At 33.5% G+C, this 21,048-nt stretch carries 18 protein-coding genes, 1 tRNA gene and 2 pseudogenes; 7 read left to right on the top strand and 14 right to left on the bottom strand.

The genetic code is table 11. The annotated features are described in order from the left end of the window. Positions 1–51: 51 nt before the first annotated feature. From QLQ94_RS10855 to QLQ94_RS10885, 7 genes and pseudogenes are all read left to right on the top strand, one after another. On the top strand, positions 52–957 hold the full coding sequence (locus QLQ94_RS10855) for a PorP/SprF family type IX secretion system membrane protein (protein ID WP_482499748.1): 906 nt from the start codon (positions 52–54) through the stop codon (positions 955–957). Positions 958–969: 12 nt separating this feature from the next. Further along, the gene (locus QLQ94_RS10860) at positions 970–2,904 is read left to right on the top strand and encodes an OmpA family protein (protein WP_482499750.1); all 1,935 of its coding nucleotides are present in this window, start codon (positions 970–972) and stop codon (positions 2,902–2,904) included. 211 nt (positions 2,905–3,115) lie between these two features. After that, positions 3,116–3,373, top strand: a pseudogene (locus tag QLQ94_RS10865) (transposase); the annotation flags it as partial. 635 nt (positions 3,374–4,008) lie between these two features. Next, a complete protein-coding gene (locus QLQ94_RS10870) occupies positions 4,009–4,218 on the top strand; it encodes a helix-turn-helix domain-containing protein (RefSeq protein ID WP_482499752.1) in 210 nt (69 codons plus the stop codon). Positions 4,219–4,221: 3 nt separating this feature from the next. Continuing rightward, positions 4,222–4,536, top strand: coding sequence for a HipA N-terminal domain-containing protein (locus tag QLQ94_RS10875; RefSeq protein ID WP_072964549.1), 315 nt, complete (start codon positions 4,222–4,224; stop codon positions 4,534–4,536). Then, positions 4,529–5,452, top strand: a complete 924-nt coding sequence (locus tag QLQ94_RS10880) for a HipA domain-containing protein (protein ID WP_482499753.1) — start codon at positions 4,529–4,531, stop codon at positions 5,450–5,452. The genes QLQ94_RS10875 and QLQ94_RS10880 overlap by 8 nt, the downstream gene beginning before the upstream one ends. Before the next feature lie 493 nt (positions 5,453–5,945). After that, positions 5,946–6,053 (top strand): annotated as a pseudogene (locus QLQ94_RS10885) (PDDEXK nuclease domain-containing protein); the annotation flags it as partial. Between the two features lie 1,266 nt (positions 6,054–7,319). Here QLQ94_RS10885 and QLQ94_RS10890 read toward each other — a convergent pair. The 14 genes from QLQ94_RS10890 to QLQ94_RS10955 form a co-directional block, all read right to left on the bottom strand. Next, entirely contained in the window at positions 7,320–8,306 is a 987-nt protein-coding gene (locus QLQ94_RS10890; RefSeq protein WP_482499754.1) for a PDDEXK nuclease domain-containing protein, read from the bottom strand. A gap of 19 nt (positions 8,307–8,325) precedes the next feature. Further along, entirely contained in the window at positions 8,326–9,549 is a 1,224-nt protein-coding gene (locus QLQ94_RS10895) for a site-specific integrase (protein ID WP_482499756.1), read from the bottom strand. A gap of 261 nt (positions 9,550–9,810) precedes the next feature. Beyond that, positions 9,811–9,898: transfer RNA gene (locus QLQ94_RS10900), tRNA-Ser, on the bottom strand. 139 nt (positions 9,899–10,037) lie between these two features. Beyond that, positions 10,038–10,436, bottom strand: coding sequence for an acyl-CoA thioesterase (locus tag QLQ94_RS10905; RefSeq protein ID WP_271335530.1), 399 nt, complete (start codon positions 10,434–10,436; stop codon positions 10,038–10,040). Between the two features lie 9 nt (positions 10,437–10,445). Next, positions 10,446–11,579, bottom strand: coding sequence for a 3,4-dihydroxy-2-butanone-4-phosphate synthase (ribB, locus tag QLQ94_RS10910; protein ID WP_271335529.1), 1,134 nt, complete (start codon positions 11,577–11,579; stop codon positions 10,446–10,448). Between the two features lie 2 nt (positions 11,580–11,581). Further along, positions 11,582–13,036: an LptF/LptG family permease gene (locus tag QLQ94_RS10915; RefSeq protein ID WP_271335528.1), complete on the bottom strand. Its 1,455-nt coding sequence runs from the start codon at positions 13,034–13,036 to the stop codon at positions 11,582–11,584. An 8-nt stretch (positions 13,037–13,044) separates the two neighbouring features. Further along, positions 13,045–13,671, bottom strand: a complete 627-nt coding sequence (gene lolA1, locus QLQ94_RS10920; RefSeq protein ID WP_479686985.1) for an outer membrane lipoprotein periplasmic chaperone LolA1 — start codon at positions 13,669–13,671, stop codon at positions 13,045–13,047. 73 nt (positions 13,672–13,744) lie between these two features. Beyond that, positions 13,745–16,192, bottom strand: a complete 2,448-nt coding sequence (locus QLQ94_RS10925; protein WP_271335526.1) for a DNA translocase FtsK — start codon at positions 16,190–16,192, stop codon at positions 13,745–13,747. Positions 16,193–16,210: 18 nt separating this feature from the next. Beyond that, positions 16,211–16,585, bottom strand: a complete 375-nt coding sequence (locus QLQ94_RS10930) for a diacylglycerol kinase (RefSeq protein ID WP_427401873.1) — start codon at positions 16,583–16,585, stop codon at positions 16,211–16,213. Between the two features lie 10 nt (positions 16,586–16,595). Beyond that, on the bottom strand, positions 16,596–17,093 hold the full coding sequence (tpx, locus tag QLQ94_RS10935) for a thiol peroxidase (RefSeq protein ID WP_271335524.1): 498 nt from the start codon (positions 17,091–17,093) through the stop codon (positions 16,596–16,598). A 717-nt stretch (positions 17,094–17,810) separates the two neighbouring features. After that, on the bottom strand, positions 17,811–18,068 hold the full coding sequence (locus QLQ94_RS10940; protein WP_017495510.1) for a DUF6952 family protein: 258 nt from the start codon (positions 18,066–18,068) through the stop codon (positions 17,811–17,813). Between the two features lie 108 nt (positions 18,069–18,176). Continuing rightward, positions 18,177–18,485, bottom strand: a complete 309-nt coding sequence (locus QLQ94_RS10945; RefSeq protein WP_041519142.1) for a thioredoxin family protein — start codon at positions 18,483–18,485, stop codon at positions 18,177–18,179. Positions 18,486–18,660: 175 nt separating this feature from the next. Then, positions 18,661–19,299 carry a peroxiredoxin gene (locus QLQ94_RS10950; RefSeq protein WP_271335518.1) on the bottom strand — a complete coding sequence of 213 codons (639 nt, stop codon included), beginning with the start codon at positions 19,297–19,299 and terminating at the stop codon, positions 18,661–18,663. Between the two features lie 135 nt (positions 19,300–19,434). Then, positions 19,435–21,042, bottom strand: a complete 1,608-nt coding sequence (locus QLQ94_RS10955; RefSeq protein WP_276598210.1) for a glycoside hydrolase family 3 protein — start codon at positions 21,040–21,042, stop codon at positions 19,435–19,437. Between the last annotated feature and the right edge of the window lie 6 nt (positions 21,043–21,048).

The raw sequence follows: 21,048 nt of genomic DNA on the forward strand, positions 1-21,048 counted from the left end.
AAATAAAATGGCTTAGTCTAAATGGCTAAGCCATTATTAAAAGAAAAATAAATGAGAAAATTAGTTATAGTTTTTATGTTTTTTTCCGCTGTGGGATTTGCGCAACAAGACGCACAGTACACACAATATATGTATAACACCATTAATATAAACCCCGCATATGCGGGCTCAAGAGGGGCTATGAGTATTTTTGGTTTGTATCGTACCCAATGGATCGGACTTGACGGAGCGCCGGAAACGAGTAGTTTTTCGTTAAATACACCAATAAACAATAGTAATCTGGGACTAGGAGTTTCACTTGTAAATGATAAGATAGGGCCAACTAATGAGAACACTTTCTCTGCTGATTTATCTTATACAATACCAACATCTGAAACATTCAAACTTTCCTTTGGAATCAAAGGAACAGCAAATTTATTCAATCTGGATATCACCAAATTGAATCCAGAACATCAAGGGGATCCACAATTTCAGGACTTGGGGAATAAATTCTCACCCAATATTGGAGCGGGAGTTTATTGGCATTCAGATAAAGCTTATATCGGTTTATCAGTACCTAATTTCATCGAAACCACAAGGTACAGTGATAATGATTATGCTATTTTTAAGGATAAGATCAATTACTATCTTATAGCTGGTTATGTATTCGATTTAGATTCTTATACCAAATTCAAACCGGCAGTACTGACTAAAATGGTAGAAGGTGCGCCATTGCAGGTTGATCTTTCAGCAAACTTTATGTTCAATGATAAATTTACAATAGGACTAGCTTATAGATGGAGTGCAGCATTAAGTGCTATGGCGGGATTTCAGGTTACTGATGGATTATTCATTGGTTATGCTTATGACCGTGAAACGACAAGACTTAACAATTATAATTCAGGTTCACATGAGATATTCTTGAGATTCGAATTTTTAAATAATTATAGCCGAATAACCTCACCAAGATTCTTCTAAATCCTTCAAAAGATGAAAATTAAATATATACTTTCCGCCATTTTAGTACTTGTGGTTCTAAAAGCAAGTGCGCAAAAAGCAAGTCAGAATAAAGCAGATAAAGAATATAACCAATATGCTTATATTGATGCAATTGAAACCTACGAAAAAGTTGCCGAAAAAGGATATAAAGATGAGAAAATGTTCCAAAGGTTAGGTAATGCTTATTATTTTAACGGAGAATTAATCAAGGCAGCCAAATGGTATGATGCCCTTTTTGCAATGAATGCTGAGCAGGAACCCGAGTACTATTATCGTTATGCACAAACTTTAAAAGCAACAGAAGATTATCCCAAAGCAGATAAAACCCTGGAGACTTTCAACAAAAAAATAAAGACTGATAAAAGAGGTATATTATTTGAAAATAATAAAAATTATCTGGAGCAGATAAATGCCAATTCAGGAAGATTCGAAATAGCTAATGCTGGAATTAACTCTACACAAACCGATTATGGAAGCACTTTTTATAACAATAAAGTTGTATTTGCATCAGCCAGAGATACAGGAGGTATAGCAAAAAAGACATTTAAATGGACTAATAAATCTTTTACTAATCTGTACTCAGCCGAATTAAAAGTTGATGGGACATTAGGAAAACCGGAACGATTTGAAAAGAAAATCAATTCAAAATTCAATGAATCTACGCCCGTTTTTACAAAAGATGGAAAAACAATGTACTTTACAAGAAACAATTATCTGGATGGAAAAAGAGGAAGGGATGAGCAGAAAATTACATTATTAAAACTGTATAAGGCTGAATTTTTAAATGGAAAATGGATTAATATTACTGAGTTACCTTTTAATAGCGATCAGTACAGTACGGCTCATCCGGCTTTAAGTGTGGATGAAAAGAAACTGTATTTTGCATCAGATATGCCGGGAACGCTTGGTCAATCGGATTTGTATAGTGTAACTATTAATAGTGACGGAAGTTTTGGTACGCCTAAAAACTTGGGAGCCGCAATAAATACCGAAGGAAGAGAGACTTTTCCTTTTATATCGGCAGATAACGAATTGTATTTTACCAGTGATGGACGACCGGGATTGGGAGGACTGGATGTATTTGTTGCGACAATTAATAATGATACTTTTTCTGAAGTACAAAATGTTGGCGCCCCGATAAATAGTAATAAGGATGATTTTGCTTTTATCATTAACAACGAAACCAAAAAGGGATTCTTTTCTTCAAACAGAGAAGGCGGTATAGGAAACGATGATATTTACAAGCTCACTGAAACAAGAAAATTACTATGTGAGCAAAAATTGAAAGCAATAGTTCTTGACCAGGAAAACAATAAGGTACTTGATAATGCCAAAATTACCCTGTTGGATGAAGAATTTAAAATCGTAGACGAAGTTGTAACAGGAGCAGATGGAAGTTATAGCTTCAAAGTAAATTGTAACGCAACTTATCATGTAAGAGCCGCGAAGCAAGATTACGAAACAAAAGAAGTTCAGTTAACCATAAAAGGCGAGGCAGGCGAAACGAACCTGACGGTTCCATTAGAAAAAAGAATCAAAGAGATAGGCGTAGGAACTGATTTGGCAAAAACGCTTAATATTCCGATTATCTATTTTGATTTAGATAAATCTTTTATTCGCAAAGATGCTGCTTTCGAACTGGAGAAAATCTTAGCAGTGATGAAACAATATCCAAAACTCAAAATAGATGTTCGCTCGCATACTGATAGCAGACAAACAGCTGTATACAATATGGCTTTATCTGATAGACGAGCCAAATCGACCGTACAATGGCTGATTAAAAACGGTATTGCTCCAAGCAGGTTAATAGGAAAAGGATATGGAGAGAGCCAGCTTGTAAACAACTGCTCTGATGGAGTGGCCTGTACAGAAGCTGAACATCAACTAAACAGACGAAGTGAATTTATTATTGTTTCGATGAAATAATACGGGACTATTTTATTCTTTATTGTAACTTTGATATTTAAAGATTAATGGATTGTTTTTTTTAAGAAACAGTCCATTATTATGGTAATGTTTCAAAGTTAGTGATATGAGATTTTAGATTTCTAATATGTTGAAATAGAATAAATATCAGCAAAAAATAATTTAAAAATGGGCAGTAATGCTCATTTTTTTTGTTTTAATATTGCCTTAAATGAGATTTAATAGTAAAAATGCGACATCGTGCTCCAGAGTTAGTGATGGTATAAATTGCTTAAAATGTAAAGAGGGAAAGGTTATTAAAAATGGGAGAACAAAAAACAATAAACAGCAGTATTACTGTAAAATCTGCTGTCACCGTTTTATAGAATATTATACAAATCAAGCTTGCAAATCAGAAATCAATCAAAATATCATTCAATTAACCAAAGAGGGATTATCAATAAGAAGTACAGCAAGAATATTAAAAATTTAAACTACTACATTATTGAAAAGAATTGTTTCGATTGCCATTTTAAAGATTTGTTTTTGGTTTTGAGGTCAGTTAATCAATTGTTTTTATGGGTTTAACTTAACGGGACTCGAACCAATTTTCTTTGAAAACACTGATGGTTTTTATTTTAAAAAAATGAAACAAGATTTTTCGAAAAAAAAAAGCCTGAGAAATCTATATTTCTCAGGCTTTTACTTATTCTAGTAGCGGGAACGGGACTCGAACCCTCCTGATAAAAAAACTAAAAAAAAACAGCGTATTTCTAAAAGTTTGGAACCTAAACTTCTTAGAGCTTTATTTTACTGAGGTTGTAACTTTTTAAATTCCAATGTGCCACGATTTTTCTACAAAACTTGAAATACTTAGATGATGATATATGTCTATGTTTATAATTTTAATTTGAGTCTTAACTTGTCATCTTAAATATGCATAAACTCAGTTTATCAATAAATATTACCTCTAAGGCAGTAATATTTATTGATTGATGCATTAACCTTGGATTAATTTAAATATTTCCAACTATTTACTGTTAAAGCGGTAAAATATATCAAAAATTATAGTTTTTAAATTTTGTAAGATAAAAAATAACTATATTTACTGCCTAGACAGTAATTATGAATGATTTTGATTTAGGGCAGTTAATTAAAGGACATCGCAAAGCTGCCGGACTGACGCAGCTTCAATTAGCAGATTTAGCAGGTATCGGCAAAACAACTGTGTTTGATATTGAAAAGAATAAAAAATCCGTAAGATGGGACAGTTTGATGGCAGTCTTGGATGTTTTGAATATTGATGTTCAATTTATAAGCCCATTAAAAAAATAAGAGATGAGAAAAGCAGTAGTTTATGTTCACGGTACCAGGGCAGGTGAGCTTATGGAAGAAAAAAGCGGAAGATATTTATTTATCTATGATGATGATTATTCTTCAGAGCCCGTGTCATTAACTATGCCATCTTCCCACAAAAAATATTCATTTCTGGATTTCCCGCCGTTTTTTGAAGGGCTGTTACCAGAGGGTATAATGCTTGAAGGTCTTTTAAAAATAAATAAAATAGATAAGAAAGATTATTTTTCACAGCTTATGGCTGTAGGAAATGATCTGGTGGGGGCAGTAACAGTTAAAGCTGAAAGCGATGAATAGATGTCCAATTACTTATAAACCTTGCGGAGGAGATCTTTATAGCATAGAAGGCTTGAAATTATTATCTTCTAAATTGCTCTCATTAGAAACGCTTCCTTTTTCTGCATCAGAACTACGTCAGGAAGCAGCAAATAGAGCAACTAAGTTATCAATTCAGGGCGTTCAGCCTAAATTAAGCGCCGTATTATCGGTTAAAAACCAGCAATTTGAAATTGTAGATCAGTACGGTAATTTTATTATCAAACCGCAGAGCGATATATTTCCGGAATTACCCGAAAATGAAGATCTTACTATGCGAATGGCTAAGGTTTATGGAATTGAAGTACCACTTCACGGACTGATATATTCTAAAGATAATTCGAAATCTTATTTCATAAAAAGGTTTGACCGGTATGGTAAAGGCAGGAAATATGCCACTGAAGATTTTGCACAGCTGACAGGGAGTTCCAGGGATACTAAATATAATTTTACGATGGAGAAAATTGTAAAAGTGATAGAGGACTTTTGTACATTTCCTTCAATTGAAAAAGCAGAGTTTTTTAAGAGAATTCTATTCTGTTTTATCACTGGTAATGAAGACATGCATCTCAAAAACTTTTCCTTGATAACAAAATCAGGAAAAACAACTCTAACGCCTGCTTATGATTTCCTGAATTCGTCTATTGCTATAAAAAATCCGCAGGAAGAAATGGCTCTTAAATTAAAAGGAAAAAAAAGTAATTTTAAAGCTGGTGATTTTATTGATTACTTTGGAAAAGAAAGATTAGGGTTAAATGACAAAATTATCGATAGCGCTTTAAAATCAATGTTTGAGAAGACAATGAAATGGAATGAATTAATTGAGATTTCTTTTTTGTCTGAAGCAATGAAAGAAAAGTATTTTAAACTGATGAAAGAACGATTGGCGAGATTTTAGTTATTGATATTTTTGAATTTTGTATTTTTTTTATTGCTTCAATTTTTAGTCCAATTTTTCATATCAGCTTAGTCGTTGGTTTGCAAAAAAAAGTAAAATCAAACGTGCTTTAATTAGTATATTTGGTTGTGTTAAAATTAGTAAACAGTAAGGCAACTTATTCAATTGTTCATTTTGTAACTCTTTTTATTTCGAGTTGTACACTAAGTATTTGTTGGATATTGTCTTTTAATTTTTCCATAATAAACTAATAAAATTAATAGTAAACCATATAAGTTTATTGTGCAAGTATAGGTTTATTATATTGAAAATTAATTTATTAATGAATAAAGTATAGTGATTATTCTATAAAAGAAATCAGTTTATATTGAAATAATAGCTTTATCATTAAATACTGTATTTTCATTGTACTTAATATAGCCTAATTGATTGGTTATTCGTTTTGTATTTCCAATCTCAAAATCAGCAACGTTGACGTGATGGTGCTGAATATGGAAAACAAATTGTCCCGACAGTGTCGGCAAAATTAGAAACTAAATATGGCAGAAGTTTTACTGAAAAAAAATTAAGACGAATGCTTCGTTTTGCAGAACAATTTTAAGATAAGAAAATGGTAATAGTATTCTCTTAAAAATTAAGCTGGTCACATTTTATTGAATTATTACCCATAAAAAATCATCATGCCATGATCTTTTATGCAAATCAGGTTAACAGTTAATTAATGAGTGTAAGGGAGCTGTGAAAACAGATAGAAAAGAAAACTTTTGTACGTACAGAAATAGCAAACTTACAAATACCTGTTTCTGATAAGAATTTACAATATAATTTCAAGGATGCGTATTTACTGGATTTTTTAAATCTAGGGAATGGCTATTTAGAAAAGGACTTAGAACAGGCAGTATTGTATGAGTTAGAAAAATTCATTCGTTATTAACTGAAGCAAAAGAAAAAATAGAAAGAAAATACCTTTCTGAATAAATTTCAAATCCAATTATGTCTACACTGTAGGCACAATTGAAATTAAAGAATAGTTAATTGAGAGATAAAGCAATTTTCATGCTTCGAACGGTGTAATGCAGTTTCTAATCTACACTTCCTATAGCCTTATTTTTCTAGATTTGTGTTATTCAAGACACACATGAGCCACAAGTCTGTTACAAAACCGTTTAAGGCTAAATGTCTGCCGAATTCGCCTTAGCTTTTTGTGGCAGAAATAGTATCTAAGTCTATCCCGCAAATAAGCCGTGTGTGATGTATTATCTTATCTTATCTTATCTTATCTTATCTTTCTACCTAAATATACTATAGACGTTTTTTTATAAATAGTAACTAGAAACTTTTTTTACTGTTTTTTCTGGAGGTTTATGTTTGAAAACTGAAATGTATACAATTATGAAATGAAGTTGGTTTTTTGCATTTTTGTAATTATATAGATGTATTAGTTCATATATAGAAAGCTATATAGATATATAGGGTTAAATATAGAAATCAGTAGATTTTTTTTGTTATTTATTGACTTTTAATAGTTTTGCTGCTTGTTTTATTCAACTGGTTATATTGTGTCCGCACTGCGGACACAATTGGAAATGTTGTGTGAAATTTTCAATATCAATTTAATTGGCGTTCTGAAAATCCATTTTCGTACTGAAGGAACTATTCTTCTGGAAGCTATTAAATCAAGTATTTCCCGTTATCTGCCCTTTCTTTTCTCTGTAGTTCAATTAGTAAATATAAACGTGCTTAAATTAGTATATTCACTTGTGTTAAAATTAGTAAACAAGGCCAATTAAAAATGAATATGCTTTTGCGCCCATGTCAATTGCGTCCGCAGTGCGGACGCAATTAAAAATGTTTAGAAAGAATAGATTTATTCAATTTGTAAATTGCTGTTGAATAATTCATGGATTTTTTGCTGGAGTATATTTTTATCTGGTAGGTGAGTTTTATATTCGGCTACCATAGTAGGAGAAAGACTTCGACTCAAGGCATATTCTACAACTTCACTATCCTTATCTTTACAAAGTAAAATTCCGATACTTGAATTTTCGTTTTCTTTTTTTACATCTCTGTCAAGGGCTTCTAGATAAAAATTTATCTGACCTAAATGTTCTGGCTTAAACTTATCTGCTTTCAATTCAAAAGCCACAAGGCACTGCAGCACTCTGTGGTAAAATAATAAATCAATATAGAAGTCACTGTTTCCGACCTGAACTTTATATTCTTCGCCTACATATAGAAAGTCTCTGCCCAGCTCAAGAATAAAATCTTTCATCTGTTTGATCAGCCCTTTCTTGAGATCTTTTTCATTGTGAGGCTCAGAGAGATTTAAAAAATCAAAAATGTAGCTGTCTTTGAGTGAATTGATTATTTTAGGGTGTATTTCTCTCAACGCTGTTGAGAGTTTTGCATTTCCCAGCATGGTACGTTCAAAAAGGCTGGAGGAAATTTGCCTCTCAAGTTCTCTAAAGCTGTAGTTTTCCTCTTTAGTGATTTTAAGGTAGAACTCCTTTTCTTCTACACTTTTACATCTGGAAAAAATAGCAAGATTGTGTGACCAGTTAATTTCTCTCAACAGTGTTGAGAGATTTGGATAATCTTTATATTGCTGATAGAATTGTTTCATCCTCCAAATATTTTTATTTGAAAATCCTTTTAACGTCGGTTCATTTATAAGTAGATAATTTGATAATTCATCAACAACAGAAAGACCCCACTCTTCAGATTCTAATCTTTGACTGATGTATTCCCCAACGTTCCAATAAAGGTCTATTAATTCTGTATTGACTGCTTTTAAAGCTTTGAATCTTGATTGTTTAATAAGATTTAAGATATCTATAAATTGATTTTGAAGCATAGTCTGAAATTTAAAGTTACTAGTTAAACTTAGATTTCAGTTTCGCCATGTCTTCCATTATGTTCACATCCAAAACCTTTGCATAGTGCTGGGTTTGTTTAGTGTTGGTATGCCCCATCATAGCAGATACGTTCTCAAGTCTTACTCCATTTCCTAAAGTGACAGTTGTGGCAAAAGTATGTCTTGCAACATACCATGTAAGATGTTTGTTTATGCCGCAGACATCCGCGATTTCTTTAAGATAAGCATTCATTTTCTGATTGGAAATTTTCGGGATAAGACCTTTCTGCTGGTTTTTGTATTTCGAAATAATCTTCTCAATAGTCGGTAAAACTGGGACATTGGCTCTAATGGCAGTTTTTGCTCTACTTGTCATAATCCATAAATTTCCATTCGAATCTTCGGATAAGTTTCTTTCGGTAAGTTCCAAGGCATCGACAGGTGCGTACCCTGTGTAGCAGCTGAAAAGAAATATATCCTTAACCTTTTCCAGACGAGGCGTTGGAAATATTTTATTCTCAATTGTATTCAATTCCTGCTGGGTTAGGAAAACAGCATCTTTTACGCTGAGCCTGCCGTCATAAATATTGAATGGGTTTTTTATGATCAAATCCATCTTAATGGCATAATTGCATGCAGTTTTATACATTTTCATATATTTTACCACCGAATTGTTTTTAATACCTCTCTGCTCTTTAAAACTGCTCTCATATTTAAGGAACTGTTCCAGTTTAAAGACAAAAGAGCTGGATAGTTCAGATGCTGGCATATCCTCACTCTTGTAAGTGCTGCTGATGAAATTTAAAAGCAGCTCTTTTGCTCTTTTGTATTTCTGCAGTGAGGCTGGTGCACGTTCTCCCGAGCTCACTCTTTTGGTGAAATATATATTGTATGTTTCCAAAATTTCAATTATGCTAGGCCCTTGTGGCTGTTCTATTTGGGCTTTGCCTGTAATTTCAGCTTTTAATAATTGAAGGTTAACCTCAGGATCAATTCTGAATAGTTCAGTGAATTTTTTGGCTGCATTAAGCTGGAAAAGATCTAGTAAATTTTTGATTACTATTTCCTTTTCAATTTTAAGCTGGTTTCTAAGGTTATTAGTTCTAGCCCATCTTTCTTTTGAAATGGCTTGTCCGGTTGACATTGAAATTTGTTTGTCATTGTAGCTCAAACGTGCATAGATTGGAGATTCGCCGTTCTTGTTTACTCTGTCGGATTTCTGGTAAAAAATTACTTTTAACATGTTATCTAGTTTTAAAATTAATAATCAAATTGAATTAAAAATTTTAAGAGAGCCCATTGATAGCAGGGAATTCCCGGGGAATTCTTTCTTTTTAGTTACCCATTTTTGAGAAAAAAGATCCTAAAAAATAGTGGGTAACTAATAGGGTAACCGTTCTTTGATAAAACATGTGCTTTTTGAAAAGTGTGTAAAAACGAAAAAGCCTTTAAACACTAGTGTTTAAAGGCTTTTGACTTTTAAAGTTTCTTTTGAAACTTCTACTGGCGGAGAAAGAGGGATTCGAACCCCCGGACCTGTTACAGTCAACAGTTTTCAAGACTGCCGCATTCGACCGCTCTGCCATTTCTCCAGTATGTTGCGATCATTTGATGATTGCGAGTGCAAATATAGTGCGCTTTTCCGATTATAAAAACTTTTTCGGTGATTTTTTTAAGATAATTTTTAAGTGTCTAATTACCAGTATTCCGAAAAAGAGATTTTGATAAAAATTATTCCAAATCGTCTAAAATCGGTGTTGGTTTTTTGTTTTCGTCTACCGCAACGAACGAAAAAGTTCCTGAAACTACCGTTTCGCGAAGTTCTGAATACATTTGTTCCATGAAAATATCAACGTGAATTTTACAGCTTGTTCTTCCAACGCTATCAACTTTTGCTACCAATTCGATTAAAGTACCAGCCGGAATTGCTTTTTTAAAGTCAATTTGACCTGTAGATATTGTTACTACTTTTTTACGGCTAAAACGGGTAGCACAAATAAAAGCAACTTCATCCATGAGATGTAATGCTGTACCTCCAAATAAAGTGTCATAATGATTTGTAGTGCTCGGAAAAACCGCTTTAAAAATACGTGTCTCAGATTTTACAATTCTTTCTTCTAAAGTCCCCATATTCATATATTAGTAGCTTACGTATTCTGTGATTTCAAGTCCATATCCAATCATTCCCACACGTTTTGTTTGTTCAGTGTTTGAAACTAATCTTATTTTAGAAATATCAATGTCATGCAAAATCTGCGCTCCAATTCCGTAATCTTTGCTATCAATGATCACTTTTGGTGCTTTCATTATTCCTTCTGCCTGAAGTGTTTTAAGCTCAGCAATTCTATTCAATAAGTTTACTGCTGTCATATCCTGGTTAATGAATAAAACGGCACCTCTGCCATCTTCATTGATAACCTTAAACATATCATCTAATTGTTGCTCGGCATTATTGGTCAAAGTTCCCAATAAGTCATTATTTACCTGAGACGAATTGATTCTCGTTAAGATCGGTTCCCCAAGATTCCATGTTCCTTTTGTTAAAGCAATATGAATTTGTTTGTTTGTAGTTTGTTCGTAAGCTCTCAGTCTAAAAGTCCCAAAGCGAGTCTCGATATCAAAATCTTCTTTTTTTACAATCAGGCTATCGTGCTGCATTCTGTAGGCAACCAAATCTTCGATTGAAACTAATTTTAAATTAAATTTCTTAGCGACTTTTACTAATTCAGGTAAACGGGACATGGTTCCGTCCTCATTTAGAATTTCGCAAATTACGCCAGCCGATTTAAATCCGGCTAATCTTGCAAAATCAATTGCAGCTTCTGTGTGTCCGGTTCTTCTTAAAACACCACCTTGTTTAGCTACTAATGGAAAAATGTGTCCTGGTCGTGCTAATTCATGTGGTTTTACATTTGGATCTGTCAATGCTAAAACTGTCTTAGATCTGTCAGCAGCAGAAATTCCTGTTGTAACTCCATGTCCTTTTAAATCAACTGAAACTGTAAAGGCAGTTTCCATATGATCGGTATTATTGGTAACCATTGGTCTTAAATCCAATTCTTTGCAACGGCTTTCAGTTAATGGAGCGCAAATTAATCCGCGTCCGTGAGTAGCCATAAAATTGATCATTTCAGGAGTCACTTTTTCGGCTGCTGCCAAAAAATCACCTTCATTTTCGCGATCTTCATCATCGACTACAATGATTACTTTACCTTGACGAATATCTTCTATAGCTTCTTCAATAGTATTCAGTTGTATTTTTGTTGTTGACATAGTTATTTTTTATTTTGAGCAGGGAAAAACCGCTCTGAAATTTTTTGGAATAATTGTAAAATTGGAGTTGTAATAGCATCAAAGTTGATTAATCCGTTGTCGTTTGTTGCACGATACGTTAATAATACAGCTAATGGTAATAATACAAAAGAGGACATCCATGAACCCATAAATGGAGACATTGCAGCTTCTTGGGAGAGTCTTTTTCCAAAAGTATTGATAAAGTGGAAAGTAATAAAGATTAAAACGGCAAAAACAATTGGTAAACCAAGTCCGCCTTTTCGAATAATAGCACCTAATGGAGCTCCAATAAAAAACATTAAGAAACAGGCAAATGCAATTACGAATTTTTCGTATAAAGCAGTTAAGTGTTTATTGATTTCACGCTGTTTGTCTTTTAAATCTTTTTGAGTTGATTCAATCGAATAGATATTGCTGGTAACATTGCTGCCGGCCATTTTTAGAATATCGGCCTTCTGTTTATTTGTATATAAAGATAAAATATTATTAGGCAAAGCCTTTTTCTTTTTATCAGTTTTTACAGGAATTGGAGATTTTCTAATTCCAACACGCTGATTGATGTTTTCTGAAAATGAGATAATTTCATTCTCCATGTTTTTATTTAACGAATCTAAAGTATAGCGTAATTCGTTAACATTCAGCATTGCATTGGTGCTTCCTACATTTTCTTTGTCTTCGTCGACCTTGTTTAATTCAGATAAATCAATGTTGATAATCTGCTTTTTAAAAGAGCTTTTTATAAAAGGAAGTTTAGCGCGGTCTTCATATTTTTTTGGGGTTACATCCTGATAGTAATAGCCATCATTTAAAACCAGTTTTAAAATACTTGACTTTTCGCTACTCATTAATTTACCATCTTTTGCTTTGATAACGGTTTTGTTTTCGCCAACGTTATTTGGTTTTTCGTGAATAGTAACTCCGGTCAGAATGTTTCCGTTCTCACCTGATTTTTTATTTACTTTGATGTTATAAAAGCCAACATCGTTAAACTGACCTTCGGCAATTGCCATTGCAGGCTTGGCCTGGGCGATGTTTTTTCTGAAATTTATAAATTTATATTCGGCGTAGGGAATCACATTGTTGGCGAACCAAAATGCCACGATGCTTAAGACAAATATAAAAGCAATCAAAACCCTCATGGCTCTCTGAAGAGATATTCCGGAAGATTTCATAGCTGCGAATTCATAATTCTCAGCTAAATTTCCAAAAGTCATAATAGAAGCCAGTAAAACCGATAAGGGTAAAACCAAAGGAATTATTCGGGGCATCGAGAATAGAAGGAATTTTACAATCAAAATCAAATCAAGATCTTTACCTGCAAGTTCAGAAATAAAGAGCCATACGGTTTGAAGTATGAATATAAAAAAAAGGATTACAAATACCGTAGTAAATGTAATCAGAAATGTTTTTAGTAAATATTTGTCTAAAATTTTCAACCTTGTAATTAGTCTAATTTATTGATGTAGTATTTTGGATATTTGCTCGCTACAAATGTAAATTGATTTTTTGATAAAGGCTGATTGGTTTTAAAAGAATTAACGGTTAAAGTGGTTTTTGTTCCATTTTTACCAGTTTCGATTAAGTTGTAAATGTGTTTTGTCTGGACATCAATACCTAAAAGAATCTCTTTTCTTTGATCTTTTGCGTTTGTAGGTGCTAATTTAATGTATTGAATTTTTCTTCCTTTTACATTTTGTACAATATCCATATTGTATTTGTATCCGGAATTAAAAAAAGTAAGCATTTTTGACGGTGTTATAGCAGCGTCATCTTTTTCGTTTACTTTAGAAACCGTAACTTCTTCGTCTTCGGGAACTATAGTGTATGTTTTTTGACCATCAAATATTTTAGTAACCCCCATGAAATTAAGAACATATTGATTGCCTTTCATTGTTACGTTTCCTTTACTGTCTTGATTGATGTTTTCTTTGGCATTATTCAAAGAATATTTAAAATCAATAACAATATTGTCGTAACTTTTTATTTTGGCAGTCACTTCGTTCAATAAATCTTTGGCTTTTTTATCCTGAGCCTGAGTAGAAGTGAAGCTCAATAGCAATATAACAGCCATTTGAAAGCACTTTTTAGTCAACTTAGTAATAGAATTGTTTGGGATTTCCTGAATTTTTGTTCTCATGATAGGATTAATTTTGTTCATTATTAAAAAATTGATCAAGAGCACTTAAGTCAGATATGTTCACACTTCTTGCTTTACTGCCTTCAAACGGACCAACAATTCCAGCTGCTTCCAGCTGATCGATCAAACGACCGGCTCTGTTGTATCCTAATTTTAATTTTCTTTGCAATAATGAAGCAGAACCTTGTTGTGCATTGACAATAATCTCAGCAGCTTCTCTAAATAAGGTATCTCTGTCGGAAATATCCACATCAAGATTAATGCCAGTTTCTTCTCCAACAAACTCGGGAAGCAAATAAGCTGTGGCATATGCTTTTTGCGAACCAATAAAATCCGTGATTTTTTCTACCTCAGGAGTGTCAATGAACGCGCATTGTACACGAACGACATCATTTCCGTTGGTATATAATAAATCTCCACGACCAATTAACTGATCAGCTCCTTGTGTATCCAGAATAGTTCTGGAGTCAATTTTTGATGTTACCCTAAAAGCAATTCTGGCAGGGAAATTCGCTTTAATCAAACCTGTAATAACGTTTACAGATGGTCTTTGTGTTGCGATAATTAAGTGAATACCAATAGCACGCGCCAATTGAGCCAAACGCGCAATCGGGATTTCGACTTCTTTACCGGCTGTCATTATCAAATCGGCGAACTCATCGACAACCAATATAATATACGGTAAGAATCTGTGTCCGGCTTCAGGGTTTAATTTTCTGGCTTTAAATTTATCGTTATATTCTTTGATATTACGAACCATTGCATCTTTCAATAATGAATAACGATTATCCATTTCAACGCAAAGTGAGTTTAAGGTATTTACCACTTTCGCATTGTCTGTAATAATTGCATCATCAGTATCCGGAAGTTTGGCTAAATAATGTCTTTCAATTTTATTGAATAATGTTAACTCTACTTTTTTCGGATCTACCAGGACAAATTTTACTTCGGCTGGATGTTTTTTGTATAAAAGTGAAGTTAGAACGGCATTTAATCCAACAGATTTTCCTTGTCCTGTAGCTCCTGCCATCAATAAGTGAGGCATTTTTGCTAAATCGACAACAAAAGTTTCGTTTGAAATTGTTTTTCCCAAAGCAATTGGTAATTCCATTTCAGCTTCCTGGAACTTCGCAGAACCGATAACGCTTTTCATAGAAACCATTGTTGGGTTCTTGTTTGGAACCTCGATACCAATCGTTCCTTTTCCTGGGATAGGAGCAATAATACGAATTCCTAGTGCCGAAAGTGATAAAGCGATATCATCTTCCAAACTTTTAATCTTAGAAATTCTGATTCCGGCTTCCGGTACAATTTCGTATAAAGTTACCGATGGTCCAACGGTTGCTTTAATCTGTGCAATTTCAATTTTATAGTTACGAAGTGTATCTACAATTTTGTTTTTATTTTCTTCTAATTCTTCCTGATTAATTGTAATTCCTCCAGTCGAATATTCTTTTAATAAATCGATGGTTGGGAATTTATAATTCGATAAATCCAATGTTGGATCAAATAATCCAAAATCAGCAACCAGACGTGAAGCCAGGTTTTCTTCGATAATATCTTCTTCTTCGGCTTTTTCGATAACAAATTCTTCTACGTGTACAGGAGGAGTTACTGTTGCCGGTTTTATTTCCATTTGAACAGGTTTTACAACCGGATTCAAATCTATTTCTGATGAATGAGAAATAGTAGGCTTTAGGGCTTCTTTGTTGATTTCGAATTGTGTAACATCAGATTTTAAGTGAATATTATCTAATTCGGGATCTTCTTCAATAACAAATTCTTCAAGATTATAAGCACTTTCTGCCTGTTGCGGTTTTAGAGAACCCAATTCTGATTTGAACTCTTTTTTAGTAGAATCAAAATAGGACTGAATTTTCTCGGGAGATAATTTAATTTTAAAGATCAGATAAATAATTAATCCAAAAAGCAATGTCAGTAAAGTACCTGTTTTTCCGATGTAATCCTGCAGAAATAGATTTAACTCATATCCAATTGTTCCGCCAAGTTCAGGTGCTGAAGTTGCGAAAAAGCCAAATAAAATTGAAACTATAATAATGGCAAATATATCCCAGAACCAGATGTTTTTTAGTTTTTTCAGAGATAGCTCTAAAGCTAGAAACATTCCCGTTAAGAAAAAGAGTCGAACCAGTAAAAATGAAGCGATACCGAAACCTCTGTATACGAGTAAATCGGCAAGATAAGCGCCAAATTTTCCTAGCCAGTTTTGTACCACTTCAGAGCGATCGCCAAGTTGGCTTACCGCGCTTTGGTCAGTCTGCCATTGTCCGTTGACATAAAAAGAAATAAATGCGACTAATAATGAGATAGAAAATAGTACCAAAAGACAGCCCAAAACAAAACGTTGCTGTTTGTTGGGTCTCCAAGATTTTAGCGTCTCAGTTTTTAATCCGTTTTTTTTGTCTAAAGTTTCTTTTTTTGTTGTTTTTGCCATTCTTGCGTTGCCTGTTGCCTATATGAATTTTGGGATATAAATGATCAAGCCTATTGCTATTGCTGTCATTGCGGCAAAAAATACCGCTCCTGCAGCAATATCTTTAATAAAACCGATTCTTTCATGATAATTAGGGTGAATGAAATCGGCAATTTTTTCTACTGCCGTATTCAGTCCTTCAACACTTAAAACTAAACCTATGGCTAATGTTTGACATAGCCATTCGGTTTGTGAAATATGAAAATAAAACCCGGCAATGGTCATTAAAATCCCCAATGAGAATTGAACCATAATGCTGTGTTCCGTTCGAATAAGTTTTACAGCTCCGTTAAAAGCATAAGACATGCTTTTTAATCGGCCAGTAAAAAAAGTATTATCTTTTTGAAATTCCATTTAAAGGATATTATAGTGCCGCTAAAGCAGCTTCGTAATTTGGTTCATTTGCAATTTCAGCAACTTGTTCCGTGTGAGTGATTTTTCCGTTTTCATCAACAACAATAATCGCTCTTGAATGTAAACCAGTCAAAGGTCCGTCAACGATTTCTAAGCCATTAGCTTTTCCAAAAGTTCCGGCTTGAAAATCAGATAAGTTAACTACATTTTCTAATCCTTCAGCTCCACAAAAACGTTTTTGAGCAAATGGTAAATCTCTTGAAATACATAAAACAGTTGTGTTCTCTAAATTGCTTGCACTTTCGTTGAATTTTCTAACAGAAGTTGCGCAAGTTCCTGTGTCAATACTTGGAAAAATATTTAAAACTAATTTTTTTCCTGCGAAGTTACTTAATGAAGCAACTGATAAATCGTTTTGTACTAATTTGAAATCAGCAAGTTGTGATCCAACTGTTGGTAATTCGCCTGAAGTATGAATAGGATTTCCTCCCAATGTTATTGAAGCCATGATTTTTAATTTTTTATGAGGTTCAAAAGTAAGGATTAATATTTGAATCTAAAAGTATTTGTTGTGGGTTTAAGTATAGATTAAGATGTGAATTTGTCTTTGCGAAGAACTGAGCAATCTCATATAGGATTGCGCATATTTTGCCCGCGGATGACGCAGATTAAACGGATTATTACGGATTTTATTGTTGTTTTATGTTATCCCGGGGAATGTGGGATCTCCGGAAGCGATTATTTGATTTAGGTGTCTTTGCGAGGAACGAAGCAATCTCACTAACGATGAGACATAAAATTGATTTTGTAAATGTAGCTGCTTCGTTCCTCGCAATGACTTTGCTTGCGGTTATGATTGCGAAAGATAGATTTTAATCCGTTGAAAAGAACAAAAGATTTGGTGTTATCATGGAAATCGCAATGACAAGATTGCGCTGAAAACTGAGACTGAGAATGAAAACCATTTTCTTGCTCTCGCTCAAATGATTTTTAGAATTTAGATTTTAAGATTTATGCAGTTTGTCAGGCTGAGCGGAGTCGAAGCTCACGTTCCAATTGGCGCGCCCTTCGACTCCGCTCAGGGTGACAAAAGATAATAATGCATGTCTCAGGATGAGGAAGTTGAGATAAATTGAAAGCTACAACTGAAAGTTTGAAACAAAAAAACGCTTTCTTGGAATGAAAGCGTTTCTTAGGTCATGTTTTTTTAATTTGTAGTGCTCGATTATTTATCGATAGAGCCTAAAACACGTTTCATGAACGCATTTAAAGCTTCTTTTTTATCTGTGCCCTGAACTACCATTTTGTGTACTTCAAGTGCACCATACATATTGGATATTAATTCGCCAATTACATCTAATTCTTCATCTTTTAGAGAAGGAATTTCAGTCATTGCTTCAAGAACTTCTATCGTTTCAATGATATAATCCTGATCGTTTTCTTCGATGAATTGGGTTAATTGCTTTATTACGGGTAACTTCATAATTAGATTTCTTAGATTTTTAGACATTCTTAGACTTCTTAGATTTTTTTTGAAACTTTAGACAACATCTAAGAAGTCTAAAAATCTAAGCAAGTCTAACCAATTTCATTAAGCAATAGCGTTTACCAAGTCGATTAAAACTTCTTGTTTGTTAGTTTGAGTTTCTCCAACTAATTTTCCGTTTACGAAAGTAGCGAAAGTAGGCAAGTTGCTTACATTGGCTAATTTTCTTGATTCCGGAGAATTTTCAGCATCAACCAAAACAAAAGTGATAGCTTCATTTTCTGTGGCTAATTTTTTGAATTTTGGTTTCATAATACGGCAATTTCCACACCATGAAGCTGAATATTGTACTACTACTTTTTCGTTTTTAGCAACTAAATCTGCTAACGTATCTTCGTTTAAGTCGATTAACATAGTTTTGTTTTTTAAGGTTCTGAGGTGCTGAGTATCTAAGTTGCTAAGTTTTTTTTAGCATATCTTCTCAGTTCTCTTTTGATATTTTTAGGCAGTGAGATTTTAAGTTACTAAGGCTATAAGCTAAAAAAACTTAGAACCTTAGCAACTTAGTATCTTGTCAACTTATAAAAATTTAGTTTGCGCTTAAGTACTCAGCAGTACTGATTCTGTCAGCAGACATTGCTTCTTTACCAGCTTCCCAGTTTGCAGGACAAACTTCTCCTTTTTCCTGGATGTGAGTATAAGCATCAACCATACGTAAGTATTCGTTTACGTTACGGCCTAATGGCATATCGTTTACACTTTCGTGGAAGATTTTTCCTGTTTCGTCAATAAGGTAAGTAGCTCTGTAAGTTACGTTTGAACCTTCGATGATAACTGAATCAGTTTCTTCGCTGTATTCTGTAGATTCGATATCAAGGATACCTAAAATGTTAGCCAAATTACGGTTTGTATCAGCTAAGATTGGGTACGTTACACCTTCGATTCCACCATTGTTTTTTGGAGTGTTTAACCAAGCAAAGTGTACTTCGTTTGTGTCGCATGAAGCTCCAATAACGATTGTATTTCTTTTTTCAAATTCTGGTAATGCAGCTTGAAAGGCGTGTAATTCAGTTGGGCATACAAAAGTAAAATCTTTTGGGTACCAGAACAATAATACTTTTTTGTTGTTGTTTACTGCTTCTTCAAGAATGTTGATTTTTAAATTATCACCCATTTCTGAGATAGCATCTACTGCAATACTTGGGAATTTTTTTCCTACTAAAGACATATTTTTCGTTTTACGTTAAAAATTTATTTCTGGTGCAAAAGTAGCGCATAACTAAGTGTTCTTGCAATAAGAAGTGATTATAAATATTTATATATTGATAGTATTTGACTATTGTGTAGGTTTTGTTTTTATAACTTAGTGTAAGTCAATATTTACAGGGAGTTTTCCGTTGCAAACTGAATTTTCAAGAAATTGAATTCCCGCATTTTTTTGAAACTCCTCAAAATCCTGATAGACCTGAATTAATCCTGAAGCCTTTTTAATATTAGGAATAATAGGCAATGCATATGGATTTCCGAATACGTAAATAATACATTTTTTAGTTTGCAGCAAGTTCGAAAGCAATCCTAAAACTTCATCATTGATTTCGAAATTATTCATTGGTTTTGCTTTTGGAACAAATAATGAAATGATAATTGTTTGGAAATTTTCTAAATCATTTGCAATAGATTTTATATCAGAAGCTTCTAAACTTTCAAAAGCAAATTCAGGAGAATCTAATTTTGAATTTAAAGTCTGGAAAAAAGTATTCTCTGTGTTCTTATATAAACTTAGTTTGGCTAACTGATTGTTTTTATGTGCTTCAAAAGCTAATTGAGTATTCGAATTATCAATAATTTTTGTGATTGAATTTTGAGCAATTTCAAAATTTAGTGCTGATGCTTTTTCGAAGTCCAATTCTCCGGAAGTAAAAGTGTCAGTAAATAAAATCCCTACTTTTTCTTTAGCGTTTATGATTCTGTTGAAGCTTTCTTCGATACGTTCCGGCGAAGCATTTTTAAGGATTGCCTGAATTCCTTCGGGAACATTTTCGGCAAAACATAAAATATCGTTTCCGGCGTTGAAGGCTTCCCATTCCAATTCTCCTTTTGTATCGTATAGTTTAGAAACGCTGTGCATGTTTAACGCATCAGAAATTACCAAACCATCATAACCTAATTGCTCGCGTAATAGTGTTTCGATAATAGGTTTTGATAAAGTAGCCGACGTATTTTTTCCGTCATTTAAACTTGGAACGGCAAGATGTCCGATCATAATTGAATCGACATTATTTTCGATTCCTTTAATAAAAGGGTATAACTCGTTTTGCATTAATTCTTCCAGAGTTTCATTTAAAACCGGTAATCCCAAATGCGAATCGACATTGGTGTTTCCGTGTCCGGGAAAGTGTTTCAGACAGCCTAAAACGCCAACTTCTGACATTCCTTTGAGATATTCTACAGAAAAATCAGCTACTTTCTTTTTGTCTTCTCCAAAAGAACGATAGCCAATAACCGGATTATTGGGGTTGTTGTTGATGTCTGCAAGGGGAGATAAATTATAATGAATTCCAGCTGCTTTTAGGTCTAGTCCAATTTGTTTTCCAACCTCGTAGACCAAGTTCGCTTTACTTTCAGGCAAAGCGCCAAGTGTAATGGCGTAAGGATATTGCGGTGTTTTTTCGATACGCATTGCTAAACCCCATTCGGCGTCAATACTGATTAAGAGTGGAGTAGGAGCGGCTTTTTGGTAACGAACAATAAGGTCTTTGATTTTTTGATAACTGTCGTCATTAAAAACAATTTTCTTTTTGCTTTCGAAATTGGTTGCTGCGCTGGCACGACTATGAAAAAAAGTCAATCCGCCAATATTATGTTCTTTTATTAAACGTTCTGTTTCCTGAATGTTTTCTTCGGTGTCGTTTATAAATACTGCGGGAAAAAAGAATTGTCCCACTTTTTGTATTAAGGTTTGATTTTTCATTTTTAT

Source organism: Flavobacterium sp. B114r, assembly GCF_056824125.1.